Consider the following 17146-nt stretch of genomic DNA (forward strand, 5'->3'; position numbering starts at 1 on the left):
CAGTCTGGAGAAGGGGCAGAAATACGTAAGTCATCTCAGAGAATCAATCGCCCCGCCTGTGCAATGCACGCAATTGTGCTGATCGCGAACCCGGAATCTTAACGGGGCGGCTTTACGCTGCAGCTATGTGGGACATCCTATTTCGCTTTGCCATGCTGATCTATGGCACTGCCTTTGCCGCAGGCTTGCTCGGTTTCATGTCATGGCGTCACGGCCACCGCTGGCGCAGGCTCGCTACGTTTTATCCGGGAAATAACAAGGAAGTTGGAGAACGCTTCCATATGGAGTCGATTTTTCTCTATGCCGATCATGAGGTGTATAATCACCATCAGGGAACAGTGATTGTAACGATCGCCGAAGACGGCATTGGCCTGAGAATGATGCTTCCGCTGAATGCGCTCTATCCACCAATCTTCATTCCTGCGTCGGATATCCGTCTCGTTCAGGAAAACTGGCTTTTGATGGGCCCCGTATGCCAGATGCGGTTCCGGCAATGTCCGGAGTTGAATCTGGTGATGCCTGGCCGACCTGGTGACCGGCTGCTCGCCAACTATTGAATGCAGAAAGGCCGCTCGGATGGAGCGGCCTTTGCTTCGTAACTTTGCCTGGGGTCTACCAGCTGGCGGAGAAGCCGACGCGGCCGCCTGTTTCACCGCGATCAAAGCCTGTCGCGAGACCAGCGTTGAACTGCCAGTTATCATTGATGCGGTAAGCACCGGCTGCGGAGAACGCGCTTTCGTCACCATAGAAACCAAAGCCACCAGACACACCGAAGGTCCGGCCGACCGGGATGTATGGCATGTCGAGCGCCATGGCGGCAGCGATGCCCGCCTGGTTGTCCCGGATAAGTTCTGAGTTCTCAGCAATGAGATCGGAATTCATCGAAATCATGTTGGTGTTTGCAGCAATTGCGCCAGCATTTGCCGTAAGAGAGTCAGAGAAGGTGTAATCTGCGGCCAGATTGCCGTTCTGGTCCGTTGTGACGAGGCCAACAGGGCCAGATTGTGCGGATGTGCTCGCCGTCGAATTCAGGCCAGACATGGTGTAGGTGCTGTCATCGCCGCCGATTGCAACCTGACCATCGCGTGTCGCGGTCGCACCATTGCCGATGGCGACAGAATTTACGCCAGATGCAGAGCTTTCGTTGCCAACTGCGATGGCACCGCTTGCGCTCGCCATGGCTGCTTCACCAACCGCAACAGAGCGAACACCGGACGCATTGGCGAGGTGACCGAGCGCTGTCGCGCGTTCAGCGCCAGCGCTTGACTGCCAGCCATAAGCCGTGGCGCCGGGACCTGTCGCAACCGCTTCGCCGCCGACAGCCGTTGTGGAATTGCCCGTCGCAACCGTGGTGTCGCCGACCGCCAGCGCATCAATGCCATTTGCGATGCTTTCATTGCCGATAGCGGTTGAGAAGTCGGTCTGGGCGTCAGCATTCTCACCAATCGCGGTCGAGCGAATGCCTTGAGCCGTGGCAAGGTGTCCAAGGGCTGTCGCGCGCTCTGCGCTGGCTTCAGATCTCCAGCCAAATGCTGTTGCACCCGGGCCCATGGCAAGCGCCTGACCACCAACCACGGTTGTGGAAGGACCAGAGGCGACCGTTGCCTGGCCAGCATCGCCATCACGATTGCCGCCAATCGCGATTGAATCGCCACCTGACGCTTCAGCGGTATTACCAATGGCAATCGCGTTCGAGCCGCTGGCGACGGAATCTTCACCGCCTGCAAAGCTCTGATCACCCGAAGCTGTGCTCTGGTGGCCCACGGCCGTTCCCATCGCGCCTGTTGCAGCGGCCTGCCAGCCAATCGCAGTTGAGCCTGGTGTTGTCGCGACGGATTCGCCACCAATTGCCGTTGTGGAATTGCCGCTGGCAAAAGCGGAATCGCCGACGGCGAGCGCGTCAATGCCGTTTGCAATGCTTTCATTGCCGATGGCGGTTGAGAAGTCCGTTTGCGCATCAGCGTTCTCACCGACAGCTATCGAGCGAACACCTTTTGCTGTCGCGAGATGCCCCAGCGCGGTTGCGCGCTCAGCGGTCGCGGCTGACTGCCAGCCAATAGCTGTTGTTCCCGGCCCAGTCGCGATGGCCTCTCCGCCGACCACGGTGGAGGACGGGCCGGTTGCGGAGGAGTCGGTGCCGACAACGGTCGCGTCTGCGCCTGATGCAGCGGCATCATCACCTACCGCGATCGCGCCGTCGCCGACAGCACTTGCGCCATCTCCGACCGCCGCAGCTGCATCTGCTGAAGCCGTTGCGCCCGTGCCGGATACAACCTGCGCAAATGCACCTGGTGCGCTGAGTAACGCGAAGAGTGCACTGGCAAGCGCGGTTTTTCCGGCAAGTGATGTTTTGAAATTCGATGGCATTTGAGGGCCTCCCTGCAGAAATGTCTGTCGACGAAAAGGTCGTCACAAGGAGGTACGAAGCTACTCAGCAGAAATGATGCAAAAAAACTGAACTTATTTAGTCAACAAATACAGAGGCTTGAGGTGATGCGTTTGAATTTATCGATTTTTGGTCTCTCGAGAAATGGGAATCCCTGAGGAATGGGCTAGCTCAATTTCGGGAAGGGAAGAAAGAGAGGTGGAGGGAATGTCAGCACAAGATCAGGAACTGGTTGATGCACTTCAAGCATGTGCTCGCCAGGATCACGAAGCGTTTGCTCGACTTTACGCGCTAACGGCGCAGCCACTCTTTGCGCTCACGAAGCGAATTGTTCAGGACAAAGACATCGCTCACGATGTTCTGCAGAGGGCTTATCTCTCTATCTGGCGCAAAGCTGAAAGTTTTGACGATTCAAAAGGGCGTGCATTCACCTGGCTGCTTTCGGTCGTTCGTCACGAGGCGATAGATGAATGGCGACGGATGAAGCGTCGGCGAGGAGATGAAGAACTCCAGGAAAATGTTCGATGCGATGGGGTCTTGCCGGAGCAACAAACGGAACTCAGACTTGTCAGAACGCTCCTTCACAAAGAGTTGGATAGCCTCCCGCCCAATATGGCGCGCGTTATTCGTCGACGTTTCCTGAAGGGGCAGTCTGTTCAGGACATTTCCCACGATATATCCGTCCCCGCAAACACGGTACGTTCATGGATCAGGCGCGGGTTGGAAATGCTTCGGCACGCAGTCCCGTTCGACGCGCCGCATGCGGCCTTGTCTATCGCGTGACTATTTTTTCGAGCGAGCATTTTTATCGGATTGGGTGATTTGCTTCATCATCTTTTTCAGAAGATGTGGGTCCGGGTTTGTACGTGCTTCCTCTTCTGAGAGTGGCTCAGCCAGGTTTCAAGTTGACCGACGAGAATGCCGAAAGACGGCTCCTCAAGCATTCTTTTGTCGAATTCGAGCTGTTCCTCTGTGGTCGCTTCCCCGCGTAAAACATGCATTGCGAGCGACTCGGATGTCTGTGTGGTCACCTGGATTTCGTCTTTTGCTCTGAGATGATGCTGAATCATCGCTGGTGAATTTGTGTTGTGATGCATCTGCATGTGAGTGCCGTCGAAAGCAGACCGCCTAAATTAGCAAAATTTCACATAAATTATAACGAGAAAAAATAGTGGACGCTACCTCGCTCATCTGGCGTTCATGTGCGGTCTGTCACCCTGCACGGGAACCGTAAACAGGTTGGGGCGTTAGCCACTGACGCACGGGAGCTGATGGAGGACGAGTCATGGCAGAACACAAATGCGTAAAAGCGGGCTGCCTTTGCGGTGGTGTTCAATGGACGGCTCCGGCTCCGGATCATTCGCAGGGGTGTACATGCGGGTATTGTCAAAATACCGGCGCGAGCTGGGCGTGTTGTGACCCCAATGAATTCACCATTGATGTGATTGAATCCCGTGTCCGCGGATATCAGTTCGATGCGTTTTCGCCACGCCATTATTACTGCAGCTCATGCGGCACGCCGCTCTGGACATGGACGCCAGACACACGGCGCACCCGCTACGGTGCAGCGGTTTCCGATTTCGAGAATCCCATTCTGAACTGGAATGTTCAGCTGGCCAGCAAGGTTATTGAACTGCCAGCTGATCTTGACGATGTCGTTCCAGCCGAAGCCGTTGAGCTCGCAGGCCCACAGGCCGCTTAGGCTCGTGGAATGGAGTAGTTTGGCGCTTCTCGCGTCATCACCACATCATGAACGTGCGATTCTCTGAGCCCTGCGCCCGTGATTTGCACAAATCGTGCTTTCTCGTGCAGTTCGGTGATCGTTTTTGCGCCGACATATCCCATGGCTGCACGCAGGCCGCCGACCATCTGGTGAACAATCGGGCTGATGGGGCCTTTGAATGGGACCTGGCCTTCAATGCCTTCCGGAACAAGCTTTTCGTTCGCAACTTCTTTCTGGAAGTAGCGGTCGGCAGAGCCTCGCGCCATCGCGCCAAGTGAACCCATGCCGCGATAAGCTTTGTAAGAACGGCCCTGGAACAGGAAGACTTCGCCGGGTGCTTCCTCCGTGCCGGCAAATACCGAGCCCATCATGGCAGAGCTTGCGCCAGCGGCCATGGCTTTTGCGAAATCACCTGAGAATTTGATGCCGCCATCGGCAATGATCGGTGTGTTAGACGCCCGGGCGGCGCCCGCGGCATCTGCAATCGCCGTCAGCTGAGGGACGCCGACACCAGCAACAATGCGGGTCGTACAAATTGAGCCAGGCCCGATGCCGACTTTGATCGCGTCTGCGCCAGAATCGATGAGCGCGAGCGTGCCGTCATGTGTCGCCACATTGCCTGCAATCACCTGAACCGAGTTCGAGAGGCGTTTGACGCGCGCGACAGCATCAAGAACGGATTGAGAATGGCCATGCGCCGTATCAATCACCAGCACGTCGACGCCTGCATCAAGAAGACGCTCTGAGCGTTCAAAGCCGGCGTCTCCAACCGTGGAAGCTGCTGCGACGAGCAGGCGCCCACGCGCGTCCTTGGCCGCGTTTGGATTGGCGACTGCTTTTTCCATGTCCTTGACGGTCAGAAGACCAACGCAATGTTGATCCGCGTCGACAACGACGAGACGTTCAATCTTGTGTTCATGTAGGAGGCGTCGGGCTTCTTTTTCCTTCACACCTTCACGGCAGGTCACGACTTCTTTTGTCATGAGAGCTGAGACAGGCTGATCGAGGTTTTCAGCAAAGCGAACGTCGCGATTCGTGATGATGCCGACAACCTTTCCGGGCTTGCCGGACGCGTCAGTTTCAACGACGGGGTAACCGGAAAATCCGGTCTTGTCTTTCAGCTTTTTGAGATCACGCAGTGTGGTCTGTGGTGTGACCGTTTCCGGGTTGATGACCACGCCACTTTCAAATTTCTTGACCTGGCGAACCTGTCTGGCCTGTTCCTTCATCGTCAGATTGCGGTGAAGTACGCCAATGCCGCCATTCTGAGCCATGGCGATGGCCAGCTTGGCTTCGGTCACCGTATCCATGGCGGATGACGCCAGTGGAATGTTCAGTGAAATCGTATTTGTCAGGCGTGTGCGAACATCCGTCTGGGCCGGCATGACCTCGGACGGACCGGGCTCGAGAAGTACATCATCGAAGGTGAGCGCAGAGCGAATTTGCATTTGGTCGGCATCCTTTTTGGCCCTTTAAGGGATCGGCGCGCGCGGGGCAAGAGTGGATATGCCCTTTATACCAATTACCTCGCCAGAGAGATCAGGCGTCGCGCTTTTACGATGCAGTGGGGGCGAGGTAATGGTTGAGCAAGACCACAAGTTCGCCAGCATCGATTGGCTTGACAATATAAGAGTTCGCGCCGGAATCCAGGCAAGCCGTCTGCGTCGCGGCGCTGGCATCCGCAGAGAGTACGATGATGGGAGTGTGCTGATTGGCGCCTGATCCGTCACGAATGGCTTTGACGGCTTCAAGACCAGTCATTTCAGGCATGTGCATGTCAACGAGCATGATGGCGAACGGCTTTTCATTGGCGATCTCGGCCAAGCGCTTTCCGTTGCTGACGAACTCGGCTTCCAGTCCCAAGGCATTCAGCATGGTTTCCAGAACAATCTGATTGGGCTTGTGATCTTCAGCGACGAGGATTGTCTGTAATGCTTCCGTCCGGTTTGTTAGTTCCATGCGTGCATCGTGCTTGAATGGAATCTGCGACTGCGAGTCGGCATCTGTTGCTTCGGCAATCCAACGAAACGAAAATCGGGAGCCTTTGTCAGGGGTACTCTCTGCGGTGAGATCTCCACCCATTTCGCGTGCCAGATTCTGTGTGATGGTGAGCCCGAGACCTGCGCCGGGCCGCATGCGGGCTTTTTCATCATTCGAGCGTGCAAAGGCGGAAAACATGCCTTCTATCTCGTCTTGCGCAAGGCCAATCCCGGTGTCGATGACATCGAGCGTGAGCTCATGTTCTCCATCCTGTTTCGGCTCACTTCGAAGATGCAGGCTTACGCCGCCAACATCTGTAAACTTGATGGCGTTAGAGACGAGATTGCCGAAGCATTGACGCAAGCGCATGCGATCCAGCATGATCCATTCGGGAACACCTTCCTGAACGGTTATATCGAAGGATAGCTGCTTTTCCTGCGCCAGATGGCTATGGAGTTTCAGGGTGTCGCTTATGATTTCGACAGGCTTTCCAGGCGCCAGATTGAGGACGGACTTTCCACTCTCAATGTGAGAGAGATCAACGATGTCGTTCAGCAGAGCTTTGAGGTCCTGCCCGGCGTTCAGCAAGAGATCGATATGCTCGTCCCGCTTGGCAGGGTCACTTTCCCATTTCAGCGCCTGAGCCATGCCGAGCACCGCATTCATGGGCGTGCGGATTTCGTGACTGGTATTTGCGAGAATACGCGACTTTGCGAGGTTCGCCGCTTCGGCACGTGTCGCGGCTATTTCATTGTGCTCAGCCAGGTCGCTCATCTCACGTGCCTGGCTTTCGATTTGCGCATTGGCGTCCCGCAGATCGGACAGGAGTTCCAGTCCCAGGCGAATTTCACTGCCAAACTGAAAAGACAGAAACGCTGCATAGATGGTCAGCAGCAAAAACACGATCTGTAGCAGTGGCAGGTTTATGTGATCGCCGAAATTCTCTGGCAGAGAGATGCCTGCGCGCAGGATCAGCGTCACCACCATCGGGGCGCAGAAGGCGAGGAAAGCCACGAAAGACGCGGCCTGTGTGTAGGCATTTCCCATGATCAGCAGGATGACGAGTGCGCAAAGCATCAGGAGCTGCGTCAGGGTTTCGAGTGGCATGAAGCCCGTGAGGATCGCAAGGTGCAGACCGGTCAGCCCGATGATCGCCTTCAGGATGAGGGTTGTCTGTTCCGATTTCGGTCCGTCCGCAGATGCCGCCACGACGGCCTTTGCGCTGACGTAGCGCGTGATGGACAAGCCGCTCAGGCCGACCATCCAGAGCCACCAAATTGGCGACGTTCGCAAAGGCGACATCGTCAGAAACCAGACCAGCACCATCGTCGGCGACATCATGGCCCCAACTTTGTTCGCGGCAGCGAGGACTTTTTCGGTCGTCGGCGTGTCGTTCACGCCAATGATTTGAAGCATGTCATCAACCCGCCAGAAAAACACGCACAGAACGAAGCGCTCTGGCGCTTGCGCAGAACCGATAGGTGTTCACGTCTTTTGAGCCCCCGCCTACAGACATTGAATAAGTTTAGTCGGTGGCTCTTTTTTTGGATTTGGCAAGCGATTATTCGACGGGACAGGACATTTCGGCCGGAAACAGGGCGAGCAATTGAAGTTGCTGCGACATTGGCAGTGATTCAATGGCCTCGTCGCGACTGCTTCCCTTACGCATGTCTTCCACAATGGCGTCATAGATCACCGGCGGTGCCTGCTCGGCCATGACATCTGCCGAACAGCTGCAAAAAGTCTCTGTTCCACCATTTTCGAGACAGTCAGCGATCAGAATATCCTGATCGGATTTGTTGCAGGCGACGAGCAGGGCGGCGGCAGGCAATAGTGGCAGAAGTGCGCTGACTTTCATCTGGTGTTTCCTCTTCAGCTAGACGTTTTCCTCGCAGAGGCGATCTTCGAGCAGATACAGATAGAGCGGAAGTGATAACGACAATCCGACCAGTGCGCCAGCCGGTAACACGAGCCACCATGATGTGATGCGTTGGCGTCTCGCGTCGGCTAAAGACCACACCCAGAACACAATGGATGACAGGATGACGTCTGCAGTGAATGCGCTCGCCGCGGAATTGGGGAAAACGGCTTTCAGAAAGTCGGGCGGCGAAAGTCCCTGATGAAAGAACCAATTTCCAAAAAAAGCCCGCCGTCTAAAAGAGGGCGGGCTTGTCTGATCAGTTATCAGAACCTTCTGCGGCTGGCATCGGTCCCAGCTTTCGCATCAGATAGGTAAATTCCAGCGCTTTTCGTTTGGCTGTTTCCTGAAGGTTTGCTGCGGCCGAGTGACCGCCATCAATATTCTCATAGTAGAGGAATGGCTTGCCTGCGGCTTCAAACAGTTTCGCCATTTTGCGGGCATGGCCTGGGTGGACACGGTCATCCTTCGTTGATGTGACGAAGAGCGGCTCCGGATAATCCTTATCGGCGTGGAAGTTGTTGTATGGCGACATTTTTTCCAGCCACTCACGCTCTTCGGGAACGTCTGGAGAGCCATATTCATCGACCCAGGAAGCGCCAGCCAACAGCAGGTGATAGCGCAACATATCCAGAAGTGGGACCTGAATGACCACGGCATTCCAGAGGTCCGGACGCTGAGTCAGCATGACACCCATTAACAGGCCGCCATTTGAACCGCCCATAATGCCCAGATGTTCGGTTGAGGTGACGCCGCGTTCAATGAGATCTTCGCCGACGGCAATGAAGTCGTCATAGATGATCTGGCGTTTGGTTTTGAGGCCCGCCTGGTGCCACTCTGGCCCAAACTCGCCGCCGCCACGAATGTTCGCCACGACATAAGCGCCGCCGCGTTCCATCCAGAGCTTTCCATTCAGACCTGAATAGCCAGGCGTCATTGAGACCTGGAAGCCGCCATAACCGTAGAGCAGTGTCGGCGTTGTTCCATCCAGTTTCACGTCTTTCCTGTGCACGATGAAATACGGAATCTTGGTGCCGTCTGTGGACGTTGCTTCAAACTGTTCAACGGTGAGATCGTCTGAATCGAACTTCTTCGGCAGGCTCTTGATGGTTTCGATCTGCCCATTTTCCGGACTGTATGTCATCAGGGAGTCCGGCGTCAGATAACCTTCATAGTTCAGGAAAACCGTTTCTTCCTTGTCGTTGGCAAAGACGACGCTGAGACTGCCATTGTCAGGCAGATCGAGTGGCGCTGTTTTCCAGCCATTCTCACCGGTTGTTATGCTGAGAATTGTACCGGTGACATTGTCATTCATGGTCAGCAGAATTTCGGTGTCCGTGACACTAACGCTTTCAATGGACTGACGCTCATTCGGTTCAAAAATGACTTCAGGTTGAGCGAGCGCGCCCGTTTTCAGCATATCAGATGCCGGAATAGCCAGAAGGCTTCCTGACGAATACTGCGCTGACTTACCGTCGATTTCGACGTCCCAGTCCTGCTGTAGCGTAAGGAGCAGATAGCCGTCGAACAGTTCAATTGGTGTGGATTTCGGCGGGATCGGAAGCTGAACAGGTTCCGCGTTCAGATCCGGATAGATGAAGTAGCGCGAGGTGAAGAAGGTATCGGCTTCTACGACGCCCGGCAGTCGAGCGCCATCTTCCATTTCCAGATAGAAGGGCCAGATGCCGACATCAGTTTTGTCGCCGACGAAAATCTGCTCAGCCTCTTCCAGTGGCGTGCCGCGTTTCCAGACCTTCACAGTCGTCGGATAACCGGATTCGGTCAGCGTGCCGCCATCCTGGCCCCAATCGGTGGCCACCAGCAATGTATCTTCATTAAGCCAGACGACACCTGATTTTGCTTCAGGAAGATAGAAGCCATCCTCAACGAAGGATTTGCTCGCGAGATCGAACTCACGTTGTTCGGAAGCGTCTTTCCCGCCATTCGACAGCGTGACCATGCATTTCCAGTCGGACGTATCCGGTGCGGAAAAACAGTTAGATCCCTTGAACACCCAGTTTTTGTCTTCGGCCGTTGCCAGGGCATCAAAGTCGAGAATGGTTTCCCATTCAGGTTGCTCGGTTTTGTAGCTTTCAAGGCTCGCCTTACGCCACAGCCCACGGACATTGGTTTCATCTTGCCAGAAATTGTAGACGTCGCCGTCGCGAATGGAGCCGTAAGGAATGCGTTCCTTCGAGTTCACGATTTCAAGCGCGTCCTGCTGCAGTGTTTCAAAAATCGGATCAGCCTGGAGGTCGGCAAGCGTACGTTCGTTTTGGGAGCGGACCCAGTTCAGCGCTTCTTCGCCTTCAACTTCTTCCAGCCAGAGATAAGGGTCGTTGGTTGTGCTCTCCTGAGCGGTATCGTCGGTCACAGGTGTTCCTTGCGCATATGAGACGGCCCCCAAGAGCGAGGCACAGAAAACAGAAGACATAAGCGTTTTAAGCATGGGTATTCCTCCAATCGCGCTCAGCATGGCCAGTTTTTGCCGCAGGACAAGCCATCTGTTGTGGGGGCGTGAAGATTTTATCCAATCCGGAGTTCAGGTAGCAGCTTCGCCAGAACCTATAATGAGCTGCCGCTGCGTGAGATGTTGTCTGCATGCATCACCTCAATACTCTTTGTGCGACCATTTTCCGAAAACTGCTGACGCAAGTTCGAACTCACATTAACTAAGGTTTATAAATGTGTGTTCGGGGCGTTCTTTATGCGTGTGATTCATATGAATGGGTGCAGCAATCGGTTCGCGATCTTTGATGGTCGTCATGCCAATGCGCCGTTTCGGCCACAGGCTGAGCAAATCCGACATATTGCGCGTCCACGCAGCGGTGAGAGTTTCGATCAGATTATCGGTCTGGAAAACTCCGAACGCGGTGACGTCTTTATGCGCATCTGGAATGCAGATGGCAGTGAAGTGAAGGCGTGCGGGAATGCAAGTCGATGTGTGGGCCACCTGATTGGCAAGGAGCTCGGACAGCCGGACATCAAAATCGAAACAGAAGCGGGCTTGCTGCAGTCCTACATGAACGACGATGGCTCGGTGACGGTTGATATGGGGTCTCCGCTTTTGAGCTGGGAATCGATCCCGCTGGCAGAGAAAATGGATACACGCGGCGTTGACGTAAAAATCGGGCCGATTGATGCGCCTGTCTTGTCGCGGCCTGCGTGTGTCAGCATGGGCAACCCACATGCCGTTTTCTTCGTCGATGACATTGCGCGTTTTGACATTCCTTCCGTCGGCCCGCTTGTCGAATGGCACCCTTTGTTTCCAGAAGGTGTGAATGTTGGATTTGCGCAGGTCCTGGATCGTGAGACGATCCGTCTGCGCGTTTGGGAACGCGGCGCCGGGCTGACGCTTGCCTGCGGTACGGGGGCGTGTGCGGCGCTTGTTTGCGCGGCGCGTCTCGATAAAACAGAGCGCAAGGCACGTATGATATTGGATGGCGGTGAGCTCGTCATCGAATGGCGTGAGAGCGATGATCATGTGCTCATGACGGGCCCGATCGAGATGGAAGCAGAATTCAATCAATAGGCCGCGTGTTTTCGTGACTTGCAGAAAGACGCTTTCAACGTCATCTGTGCGCCATGACAGAGAAAGCGAACGCTCCTGACAGTTTGAAACTCGTGACGCATGGCTGCCGACTGAACAGCTATGAGAGCGAAGTCATGCGTGATCATGCGATTGCCGCAGGTCTGCAGGATGCTGTGATCATCAACACTTGCGCCGTGACAGCCGAAGCCGTGCGCCAGGCGCGCCAGTCTATTCGCAAAGCGCGCCGGGAGAACCCGGATGCTCCGATTATTGTCACAGGATGCGCGGCGCAGATCGATCCTGAGCAATTCTCTAAAATGCCCGAAGTCACGCGCGTTGTTGGTAATGCCGAAAAGATGCGTGCGGAAACCTTTGAGCCGGCTAAGCTTCTTGGTGCGTCTGAAAGAGTGCTGGTCGACGATATCATGACTGTGCGCGAAACGGCGGGGCATCTTGTTGATGGACTTGATGGCCGGGCACGCGCCTTTGTGCATGTCCAGAATGGTTGTGATCACCGCTGCACATTCTGCATTATTCCATATGGACGGGGCAATTCGCGTTCCGTTCCTGCTGGTGAAGTGGTCGATCAGGTGCGACGGCTGGTCGAACGCGGCCACCGTGAAGTGGTTCTGACGGGGGTTGATCTGACGAGTTGGGGCGCTGATCTGCCGGGTCAGCCGCCACTGGGTAATCTCGTCGCCCGGATTCTGAAACTGGTTCCGGATCTACCGCTTCTGCGCCTGTCTTCCATTGATGCCATCGAGATGGATGAGGCACTGTTCGATATTGCGATCAGTGAGCCGCGTTTTGCGCCTTACCTTCACGTATCGCTCCAGCACGGCGACCCACTCATTCTGAAGCGTATGAAGCGTCGCCATTCCCGTGATGATGCAATTGCGCTTACGTCGCGCCTGAAGGCAGCGCGCCCGGAAATTGCGTTTGGTGCGGATCTGATTGCAGGATTTCCGACCGAAACCGAAGAGATGTTCCAGAACTCGGTCAGTCTGATCGAGGCCTGTCAGCTCGCATTCGTTCATGTGTTCCCGTACAGCCCGCGAGAGGGGACGCCAGCTGCGCGAATTCCTCAGCTTGACCGCGCGCTCATAAAAGCGCGGGCAGCAGAATTGCGAGAAGCTGGCACGCGGGCTCTGGGACGACACCTCGCGACGCATATCGGACAGGTGCGCCGTGTACTTGTCGAGGCAGGGGGGCAGGGACGGCTGGCGGACTTTACGCCCGTCTGCGAATTGCCAGACGAACTCCCGCATGGTGAGTTTGCAGAAATCCGTATTTCAGGGCAGAGAGACGGTCGACTGGTGGGAGGCATGGTTTGATACTCTGGTTCGGTAAGAAGAAAGACAAGGAAAAAGCCAGGGCCATCGGTCGTGAGATCGAAGCGGAAGAGGCTAAACGCGCCGAAGCGGAAGCTCTGAAACAGCAACTTGAAGACAGCGCTGCCTTCCAGGATGCCATGGGCCGCGAAGAACGCGCCGAGGAAATTCAGGAGCAGATCGAAGAGCTCGAAGAAACGCTTGACGAGACACCTCCTGTCGAACCGACAATCCCTGCAGAGCCAGAGCCAGAGCCAGAGCCAGAGCCAGAGCCAGAGCCAGAGCCAGAGCCAGAGCCAGAGCCAGAGCCAGAGCCAGAGCCAGAGCCAGAGCCAGAGCCAGAGCCAGAGCCAGAGCCAGAGCCAGCGAAAAAACAGAATTTCTTTGCCCGTCTGACCTCGGGTCTATCGCGCTCATCGAACAAGCTGACCGAAGGCATTTCCTCGGTCTTTGTGAAGCGCAAGCTTGATGACGAAACCCTGGAAGAACTCGAAGACATTCTCATTATGTCGGACCTCGGGGCGAAGGCGGCGTCACGCATCACAAGCAATCTGGCGAAAGACCGGTTTGACAAGGAAGTCACGGATCAGGAAATCAAGATCGCGCTCGCCAAGGAAGTCGAAGACATCCTGAAACCGCGTGAACGCCATGTTGATTTTGCAGACGGTCCAAAGCCGCGCATCGTGCTTTTCGTGGGCGTGAATGGATCTGGCAAAACGACGACGATTGGTAAGATTGCCTCTAAGCTGAAAGATCAGGGCGCAAAAGCACTGCTGGTTGCCGGCGATACGTTCCGCGCTGCTGCAATTGAGCAGCTTCAGGTCTGGGGTGAGCGCGCTGGTATTCCGGTCATGGCAAAAGCTCCGGGGGCGGACGCCGCCGGTCTTGTTTATGAGGCCGTTGAGAAGGCGAAAGCAGAGGACCTGGATCTGGTGCTCGTCGATACGGCGGGTCGTTTGCAGAACCGGGCTGAGCTGATGGACGAATTGTCCAAGATTTTGCGCGTCACGCGCAAGCTCGACCCTGAAGCGCCGCATGATGTCATTCTGGTTCTGGACGCGACGGTTGGCCAGAATGCTCTCTCACAGGTCGAAGCCTTCCGTCACACAGCGGGGGTGTCCGGGCTGGTCATGACCAAGCTTGACGGCACAGCCAAAGGCGGCGTTCTGGTGGCCATTGCCCATGCGCATGATTTGCCGATCCATTTCGTCGGAGTCGGAGAGAGCGCAGATGATCTGCAGCCTTTCTCTGCTGAGACCTTCTCACGTGCATTGGTAGGTCTGGACGGGTGAGTCCCGATACACTGGCAATCGGACTCGGCCTGTTTTCGGCTTTTTCGCTCGCGTCGGTAAATCTGTTTGTGAAGGCAAGCGGCGACATTCTTGTCGTGCGTTCTGTCTTGTCGACCAGCTGCGCACTGGTTTTATTGCCTTTCGCGTTTTTTGTGCCCTTGCCGACGCCTGAGCTCTGGGGCGCAATCGCCATCTCCGTCGCCATGCATATGTTCTATCAGTCGTCTCTGATCCGGGCGATGCATCGCGGTGACCTTTCACTTGTCTTTCCGGTCATGCGCGGGCTCGCGCCGCTGCTGGTCGCGATCGCCAGTTTTGTCGTGCTCAAGGAAAGTCTGAGCGCGATTTCATGGTTCGGTCTGTTTGTTTCGGTATGTGCGGTCATCAGTTTCGGCTTTTTGCAGGGGCAGAAAGTGGGTGCTGCCCGGCGTATCAGCCGTTCAGCGCTCTTCTGGGCCGGCATGACCGCGCTTGGTGTGATGCTCTACAGCGTTTTTGATGCGCGCGGCATTCGCCAAGCTGAAAATCCGATGACATTTATCGTCTGGATATTCCTGCTCGACTGGATTGGCGTGACGACGGTCGCGCTCTACGAGCGCCGGGACGGGTTTATCGAAGCGGTAAAACCTGTTCTGCGAAAGGGAATTGTCAGCGGCGTGTTGTCAGTCTTGTCATATGGAGCAGCGCTCTATGCGTTCACCCTGATTGAGGCAGCACGGGTGACGGCCCTGCGGGAAACAGCCGTTATTTTTGGCGCAGCCATGGGTTGGATGTTCCTGAAGGAGCGTTTGGGGCCACGCCGCATTATCGCCTCCGTCATTCTGGCGCTGGGGCTTGCGTTGATGGAGCTAGGAGCGATTTGAGCACCCGGAAGACAAAACTTCACGAACACGGTTAATCGCTTCTTGAAGAGGTTTGGATAGACAGCTGTTGAGGAGTTCTGCAGCTTGCCAAATCTGATCCGCCATTTGTTGGGTTACATGCCGGTGAATATCGTCCTGGGATTGTCATCCTTTGGCGGTGTTTTTCTGTTCACCCGTCTGATGGGCGCAGATGACTATGGCCGATATGCACTCGCATTCTCGGCCATGCACGTCATTCATACTCTGACGCTTACCTGGACTGAGGCTGCCGGATATCGCTTCTATGCCGAAGCGCAGGCCAAAGGGCATTTGCCCGATCACTTCAAGACATGCCTGGCTCTGGCGCTGATATCGCTCGTGCCAGCCTTTCTCGTACTGGGCGCAACGCTCTTGTTGTTGCAGGGCATGCCGGAACTTCGAGACGCCATTGTCTGGATTCTGATCCTGCTGCCTGTCTCAGTCATCGTGAACATCGCGCTTCAGAGCCACAAGGCTGGCCTGCGCGTGGCGAGATTTTCAGCGATAGAAATTGGTCGTACGCTCGGTGGTTTCTTGATTGGTGCCGGACTTGCCTGGATCGGTGGATTTGGCGCGGCTGCTCCATTAATCGGGATTGCTGTATCCTTCTCGATTGCCGCCGCAACGGAAGGCTACTGGCTCTGGCGGCAATCAACAGGCGGTCATGTCGACTGGCATGGCGCTAAAAAATACCTCGCCTATGGGATTCCGATTTCGGCAGCTCTGGTTCTCGATCTCATTCTTTCTGCTTCAGATCGCTTTCTGATTGCCTATTTCATCGATGAGGCTGCCGTCGGCGCCTATGCGGCGGGATATGGTGTTGCGGACAAAACCGTTTTGATGATTTGTGCCTGGGCTGCGATGGCCGGTGCGCCGCTCGTCATGGAAGCGTATGAAATGCGTGGCAAGCAAGCAGCGGAAACAGAAGCCAGGGGCATGGCGCAGGCCATCATGCTGCTGGCAATACCGGCTGCGGTTGGCATTGCGGTTGTGGCGAAACCCTTATCAGACGTGATGATCGGTGAGGAGCTGCGCGATCAGGCGCGTGAAATCATTCCATGGATTGCCGTTGCGGGCCTCTTTAACGGCTTGCTGATCCATTATTTTTCAGAAGCGTTTCAGCTCGCACACAAAACCGCCGAACGCGCATTCATCATGCTGATTCCGTCTCTTCTGAATATCGGACTGAACATTGTCTTACTGCCAGTTATGGGGCTGATGGGGGCGGTTTACGCGACCGTCTTTTGTTACGTGCTGGCCGTCGCACTCTTGGCAGGTTTTGGGCGCCGACACCTCGCCATGCCGGTTCCTATGCTGGATCTCGCGAAAATACTGGGTGCCTGTCTGGCCATGGCTGGCGCCGTTCAGCTGATTCCTGGCTTTGGGGGCCTGATTGAACTGATGTGCAAAGCAGCGATCGGCGCACTGACTTATGGCTTGTGTGTTGTTTCTCTCAATGCAGCTGGCGCGCGGGGGACTGCGATCAGTGTGGCCGGAAAGGTAAAAAGCCGGCTCCGTCCTCGTGCGACGTAGACTATTGCGACGATAGAATATTCTATTTAGGGTTACAGGATGAGCTTTGACCCTGATTATCACCTTCGTGTGCCCATCATGCTAAGTTGGCCTAGCGTCATCTGGCGGATTATAGCCGGTGCGTTTCTGATGAGCGCCATTATGATGATCATCCCGGTTAATAGTCGCGTTCTCGGGATCGTGCCCATTCGCATGCTGGTCGCCGGTCTTGGCGTGTTGATCTTCCTTTTCAATGGCCTTCAGTATCGACACCAGGAACGCCGACTAGCGTTAAATCTCAGTCTCGCGGCTATAGCGGGACTTCTGTTCGGTGTATGTGCCTGGTTGCCCGCCATGCCTGCGCTTTCGGATTGGTTCATTCTGGCCATGTCTTTGGCTTTGCTGCTCACTGCTCTCATCTCGGGAACACGCCCCAAGCGATCAGCATCGCCAATTCTGAGCTGGAGTAATCTCAAGCTTGTCGGCTTTTTCACGTTGTTATTGCTCGCCACGACCGGTGCGCCTTTCATCCTTGCGGGGCTTTCACGCGCTTTTGACGGCTAAAAAGATTGATCGATTACGACATTTCGT

15 protein-coding genes are annotated in these 17146 nt (G+C 55.5%); 9 read left to right on the top strand and 6 right to left on the bottom strand.

The features are described from left to right. Positions 1–125: 125 nt before the first annotated feature. The gene (locus tag ACFQDM_RS08865) at positions 126–557 is read left to right on the top strand and encodes a hypothetical protein (RefSeq protein ID WP_377378218.1); all 432 of its coding nucleotides are present in this window, start codon (positions 126–128) and stop codon (positions 555–557) included. Between the two features lie 55 nt (positions 558–612). On the opposite strand, the gene ACFQDM_RS08870 is transcribed toward ACFQDM_RS08865, so the two are convergent. Continuing rightward, positions 613–2367 carry a YadA-like family protein gene (locus ACFQDM_RS08870; protein WP_377378220.1) on the bottom strand — a complete coding sequence of 585 codons (1755 nt, stop codon included), beginning with the start codon at positions 2365–2367 and terminating at the stop codon, positions 613–615. A 163-nt stretch (positions 2368–2530) separates the two neighbouring features. Between ACFQDM_RS08870 and ACFQDM_RS08875 the strand changes: the two genes are divergently transcribed. Further along, a complete protein-coding gene (locus ACFQDM_RS08875; protein ID WP_377378222.1) occupies positions 2531–3169 on the top strand; it encodes an RNA polymerase sigma factor in 639 nt (212 codons plus the stop codon). 502 nt (positions 3170–3671) lie between these two features. Beyond that, the gene (locus ACFQDM_RS08880; protein ID WP_377378224.1) at positions 3672–4088 is read left to right on the top strand and encodes a GFA family protein; all 417 of its coding nucleotides are present in this window, start codon (positions 3672–3674) and stop codon (positions 4086–4088) included. Here ACFQDM_RS08880 and guaB read toward each other — a convergent pair. The 5 genes from guaB to ACFQDM_RS08905 form a co-directional block, all read right to left on the bottom strand. Then, complete coding sequence (gene guaB, locus ACFQDM_RS08885; protein ID WP_377378226.1) at positions 4085–5557, bottom strand: IMP dehydrogenase; 1473 nt, start codon at positions 5555–5557, stop codon at positions 4085–4087. The genes ACFQDM_RS08880 and guaB overlap by 4 nt on opposite strands. A 106-nt stretch (positions 5558–5663) precedes the next feature. Further along, positions 5664–7505 carry an ATP-binding protein gene (locus ACFQDM_RS08890; RefSeq protein ID WP_377378228.1) on the bottom strand — a complete coding sequence of 614 codons (1842 nt, stop codon included), beginning with the start codon at positions 7503–7505 and terminating at the stop codon, positions 5664–5666. Between the two features lie 145 nt (positions 7506–7650). Further along, positions 7651–7947 carry a hypothetical protein gene (locus ACFQDM_RS08895; RefSeq protein WP_377378230.1) on the bottom strand — a complete coding sequence of 99 codons (297 nt, stop codon included), beginning with the start codon at positions 7945–7947 and terminating at the stop codon, positions 7651–7653. An 18-nt stretch (positions 7948–7965) separates the two neighbouring features. Next, positions 7966–8277, bottom strand: a complete 312-nt coding sequence (locus ACFQDM_RS08900) for a DUF2834 domain-containing protein (RefSeq protein ID WP_377378379.1) — start codon at positions 8275–8277, stop codon at positions 7966–7968. Further along, positions 8267–10456 carry a prolyl oligopeptidase family serine peptidase gene (locus ACFQDM_RS08905; protein ID WP_377378232.1) on the bottom strand — a complete coding sequence of 730 codons (2190 nt, stop codon included), beginning with the start codon at positions 10454–10456 and terminating at the stop codon, positions 8267–8269. Before ACFQDM_RS08905 ends, ACFQDM_RS08900 begins: the two co-directional genes overlap by 11 nt. A 258-nt stretch (positions 10457–10714) precedes the next feature. On the opposite strand from ACFQDM_RS08905, the gene dapF reads away from it, so the two are divergent. The 6 genes from dapF to ACFQDM_RS08935 all read left to right on the top strand — a co-directional run bounded on the left by dapF (position 10715) and on the right by ACFQDM_RS08935 (position 17119). Further along, positions 10715–11539, top strand: a complete 825-nt coding sequence (gene dapF, locus ACFQDM_RS08910) for a diaminopimelate epimerase (RefSeq protein WP_377378234.1) — start codon at positions 10715–10717, stop codon at positions 11537–11539. Positions 11540–11592: 53 nt separating this feature from the next. Continuing rightward, a complete protein-coding gene (gene mtaB / locus ACFQDM_RS08915; RefSeq protein WP_377378236.1) occupies positions 11593–12873 on the top strand; it encodes a tRNA (N(6)-L-threonylcarbamoyladenosine(37)-C(2))-methylthiotransferase MtaB in 1281 nt (426 codons plus the stop codon). Further along, positions 12870–14162 carry a signal recognition particle-docking protein FtsY gene (ftsY, locus tag ACFQDM_RS08920; RefSeq protein WP_377378238.1) on the top strand — a complete coding sequence of 431 codons (1293 nt, stop codon included), beginning with the start codon at positions 12870–12872 and terminating at the stop codon, positions 14160–14162. Before mtaB ends, ftsY begins: the two co-directional genes overlap by 4 nt. Further along, entirely contained in the window at positions 14159–15025 is an 867-nt protein-coding gene (locus ACFQDM_RS08925; RefSeq protein WP_377378240.1) for an EamA family transporter, read from the top strand. Before ftsY ends, ACFQDM_RS08925 begins: the two co-directional genes overlap by 4 nt. 84 nt (positions 15026–15109) lie before the next feature. Further along, a complete protein-coding gene (locus ACFQDM_RS08930; RefSeq protein WP_377378241.1) occupies positions 15110–16576 on the top strand; it encodes a lipopolysaccharide biosynthesis protein in 1467 nt (488 codons plus the stop codon). A gap of 39 nt (positions 16577–16615) precedes the next feature. Next, the gene (locus tag ACFQDM_RS08935) at positions 16616–17119 is read left to right on the top strand and encodes a hypothetical protein (protein WP_377378243.1); all 504 of its coding nucleotides are present in this window, start codon (positions 16616–16618) and stop codon (positions 17117–17119) included. Positions 17120–17146 lie beyond the last annotated feature (27 nt).

It is taken from the genome of Ponticaulis profundi, from assembly GCF_042659465.1.
In the GTDB taxonomy this organism is placed as follows: Bacteria; Pseudomonadota; Alphaproteobacteria; order Caulobacterales; family Hyphomonadaceae; genus Ponticaulis; species Ponticaulis profundi.

Coding starts and splice junctions, on each gene's coding strand:
- ACFQDM_RS08905 (WP_377378232.1), bottom strand. CDS start 10,456: ATGCTTAAAACGCTTATGTCTTCTGTTTTCTGTGCCTCGCTCTTGGGG.
- ACFQDM_RS08870 (WP_377378220.1), bottom strand. CDS start 2,367: ATGCCATCGAATTTCAAAACATCACTTGCCGGAAAAACCGCGCTTGCC.
- ACFQDM_RS08875 (WP_377378222.1), top strand. CDS start 2,531: ATGGGAATCCCTGAGGAATGGGCTAGCTCAATTTCGGGAAGGGAAGAA.
- ACFQDM_RS08880 (WP_377378224.1), top strand. CDS start 3,672: ATGGCAGAACACAAATGCGTAAAAGCGGGCTGCCTTTGCGGTGGTGTT.
- ACFQDM_RS08865 (WP_377378218.1), top strand. CDS start 126: ATGTGGGACATCCTATTTCGCTTTGCCATGCTGATCTATGGCACTGCC.
- ACFQDM_RS08890 (WP_377378228.1), bottom strand. CDS start 7,505: ATGCTTCAAATCATTGGCGTGAACGACACGCCGACGACCGAAAAAGTC.
- ACFQDM_RS08935 (WP_377378243.1), top strand. CDS start 16,616: ATGAGCTTTGACCCTGATTATCACCTTCGTGTGCCCATCATGCTAAGT.
- mtaB (WP_377378236.1), top strand. CDS start 11,593: ATGACAGAGAAAGCGAACGCTCCTGACAGTTTGAAACTCGTGACGCAT.
- ACFQDM_RS08895 (WP_377378230.1), bottom strand. CDS start 7,947: ATGAAAGTCAGCGCACTTCTGCCACTATTGCCTGCCGCCGCCCTGCTC.
- dapF (WP_377378234.1), top strand. CDS start 10,715: ATGCGTGTGATTCATATGAATGGGTGCAGCAATCGGTTCGCGATCTTT.
- guaB (WP_377378226.1), bottom strand. CDS start 5,557: ATGCAAATTCGCTCTGCGCTCACCTTCGATGATGTACTTCTCGAGCCC.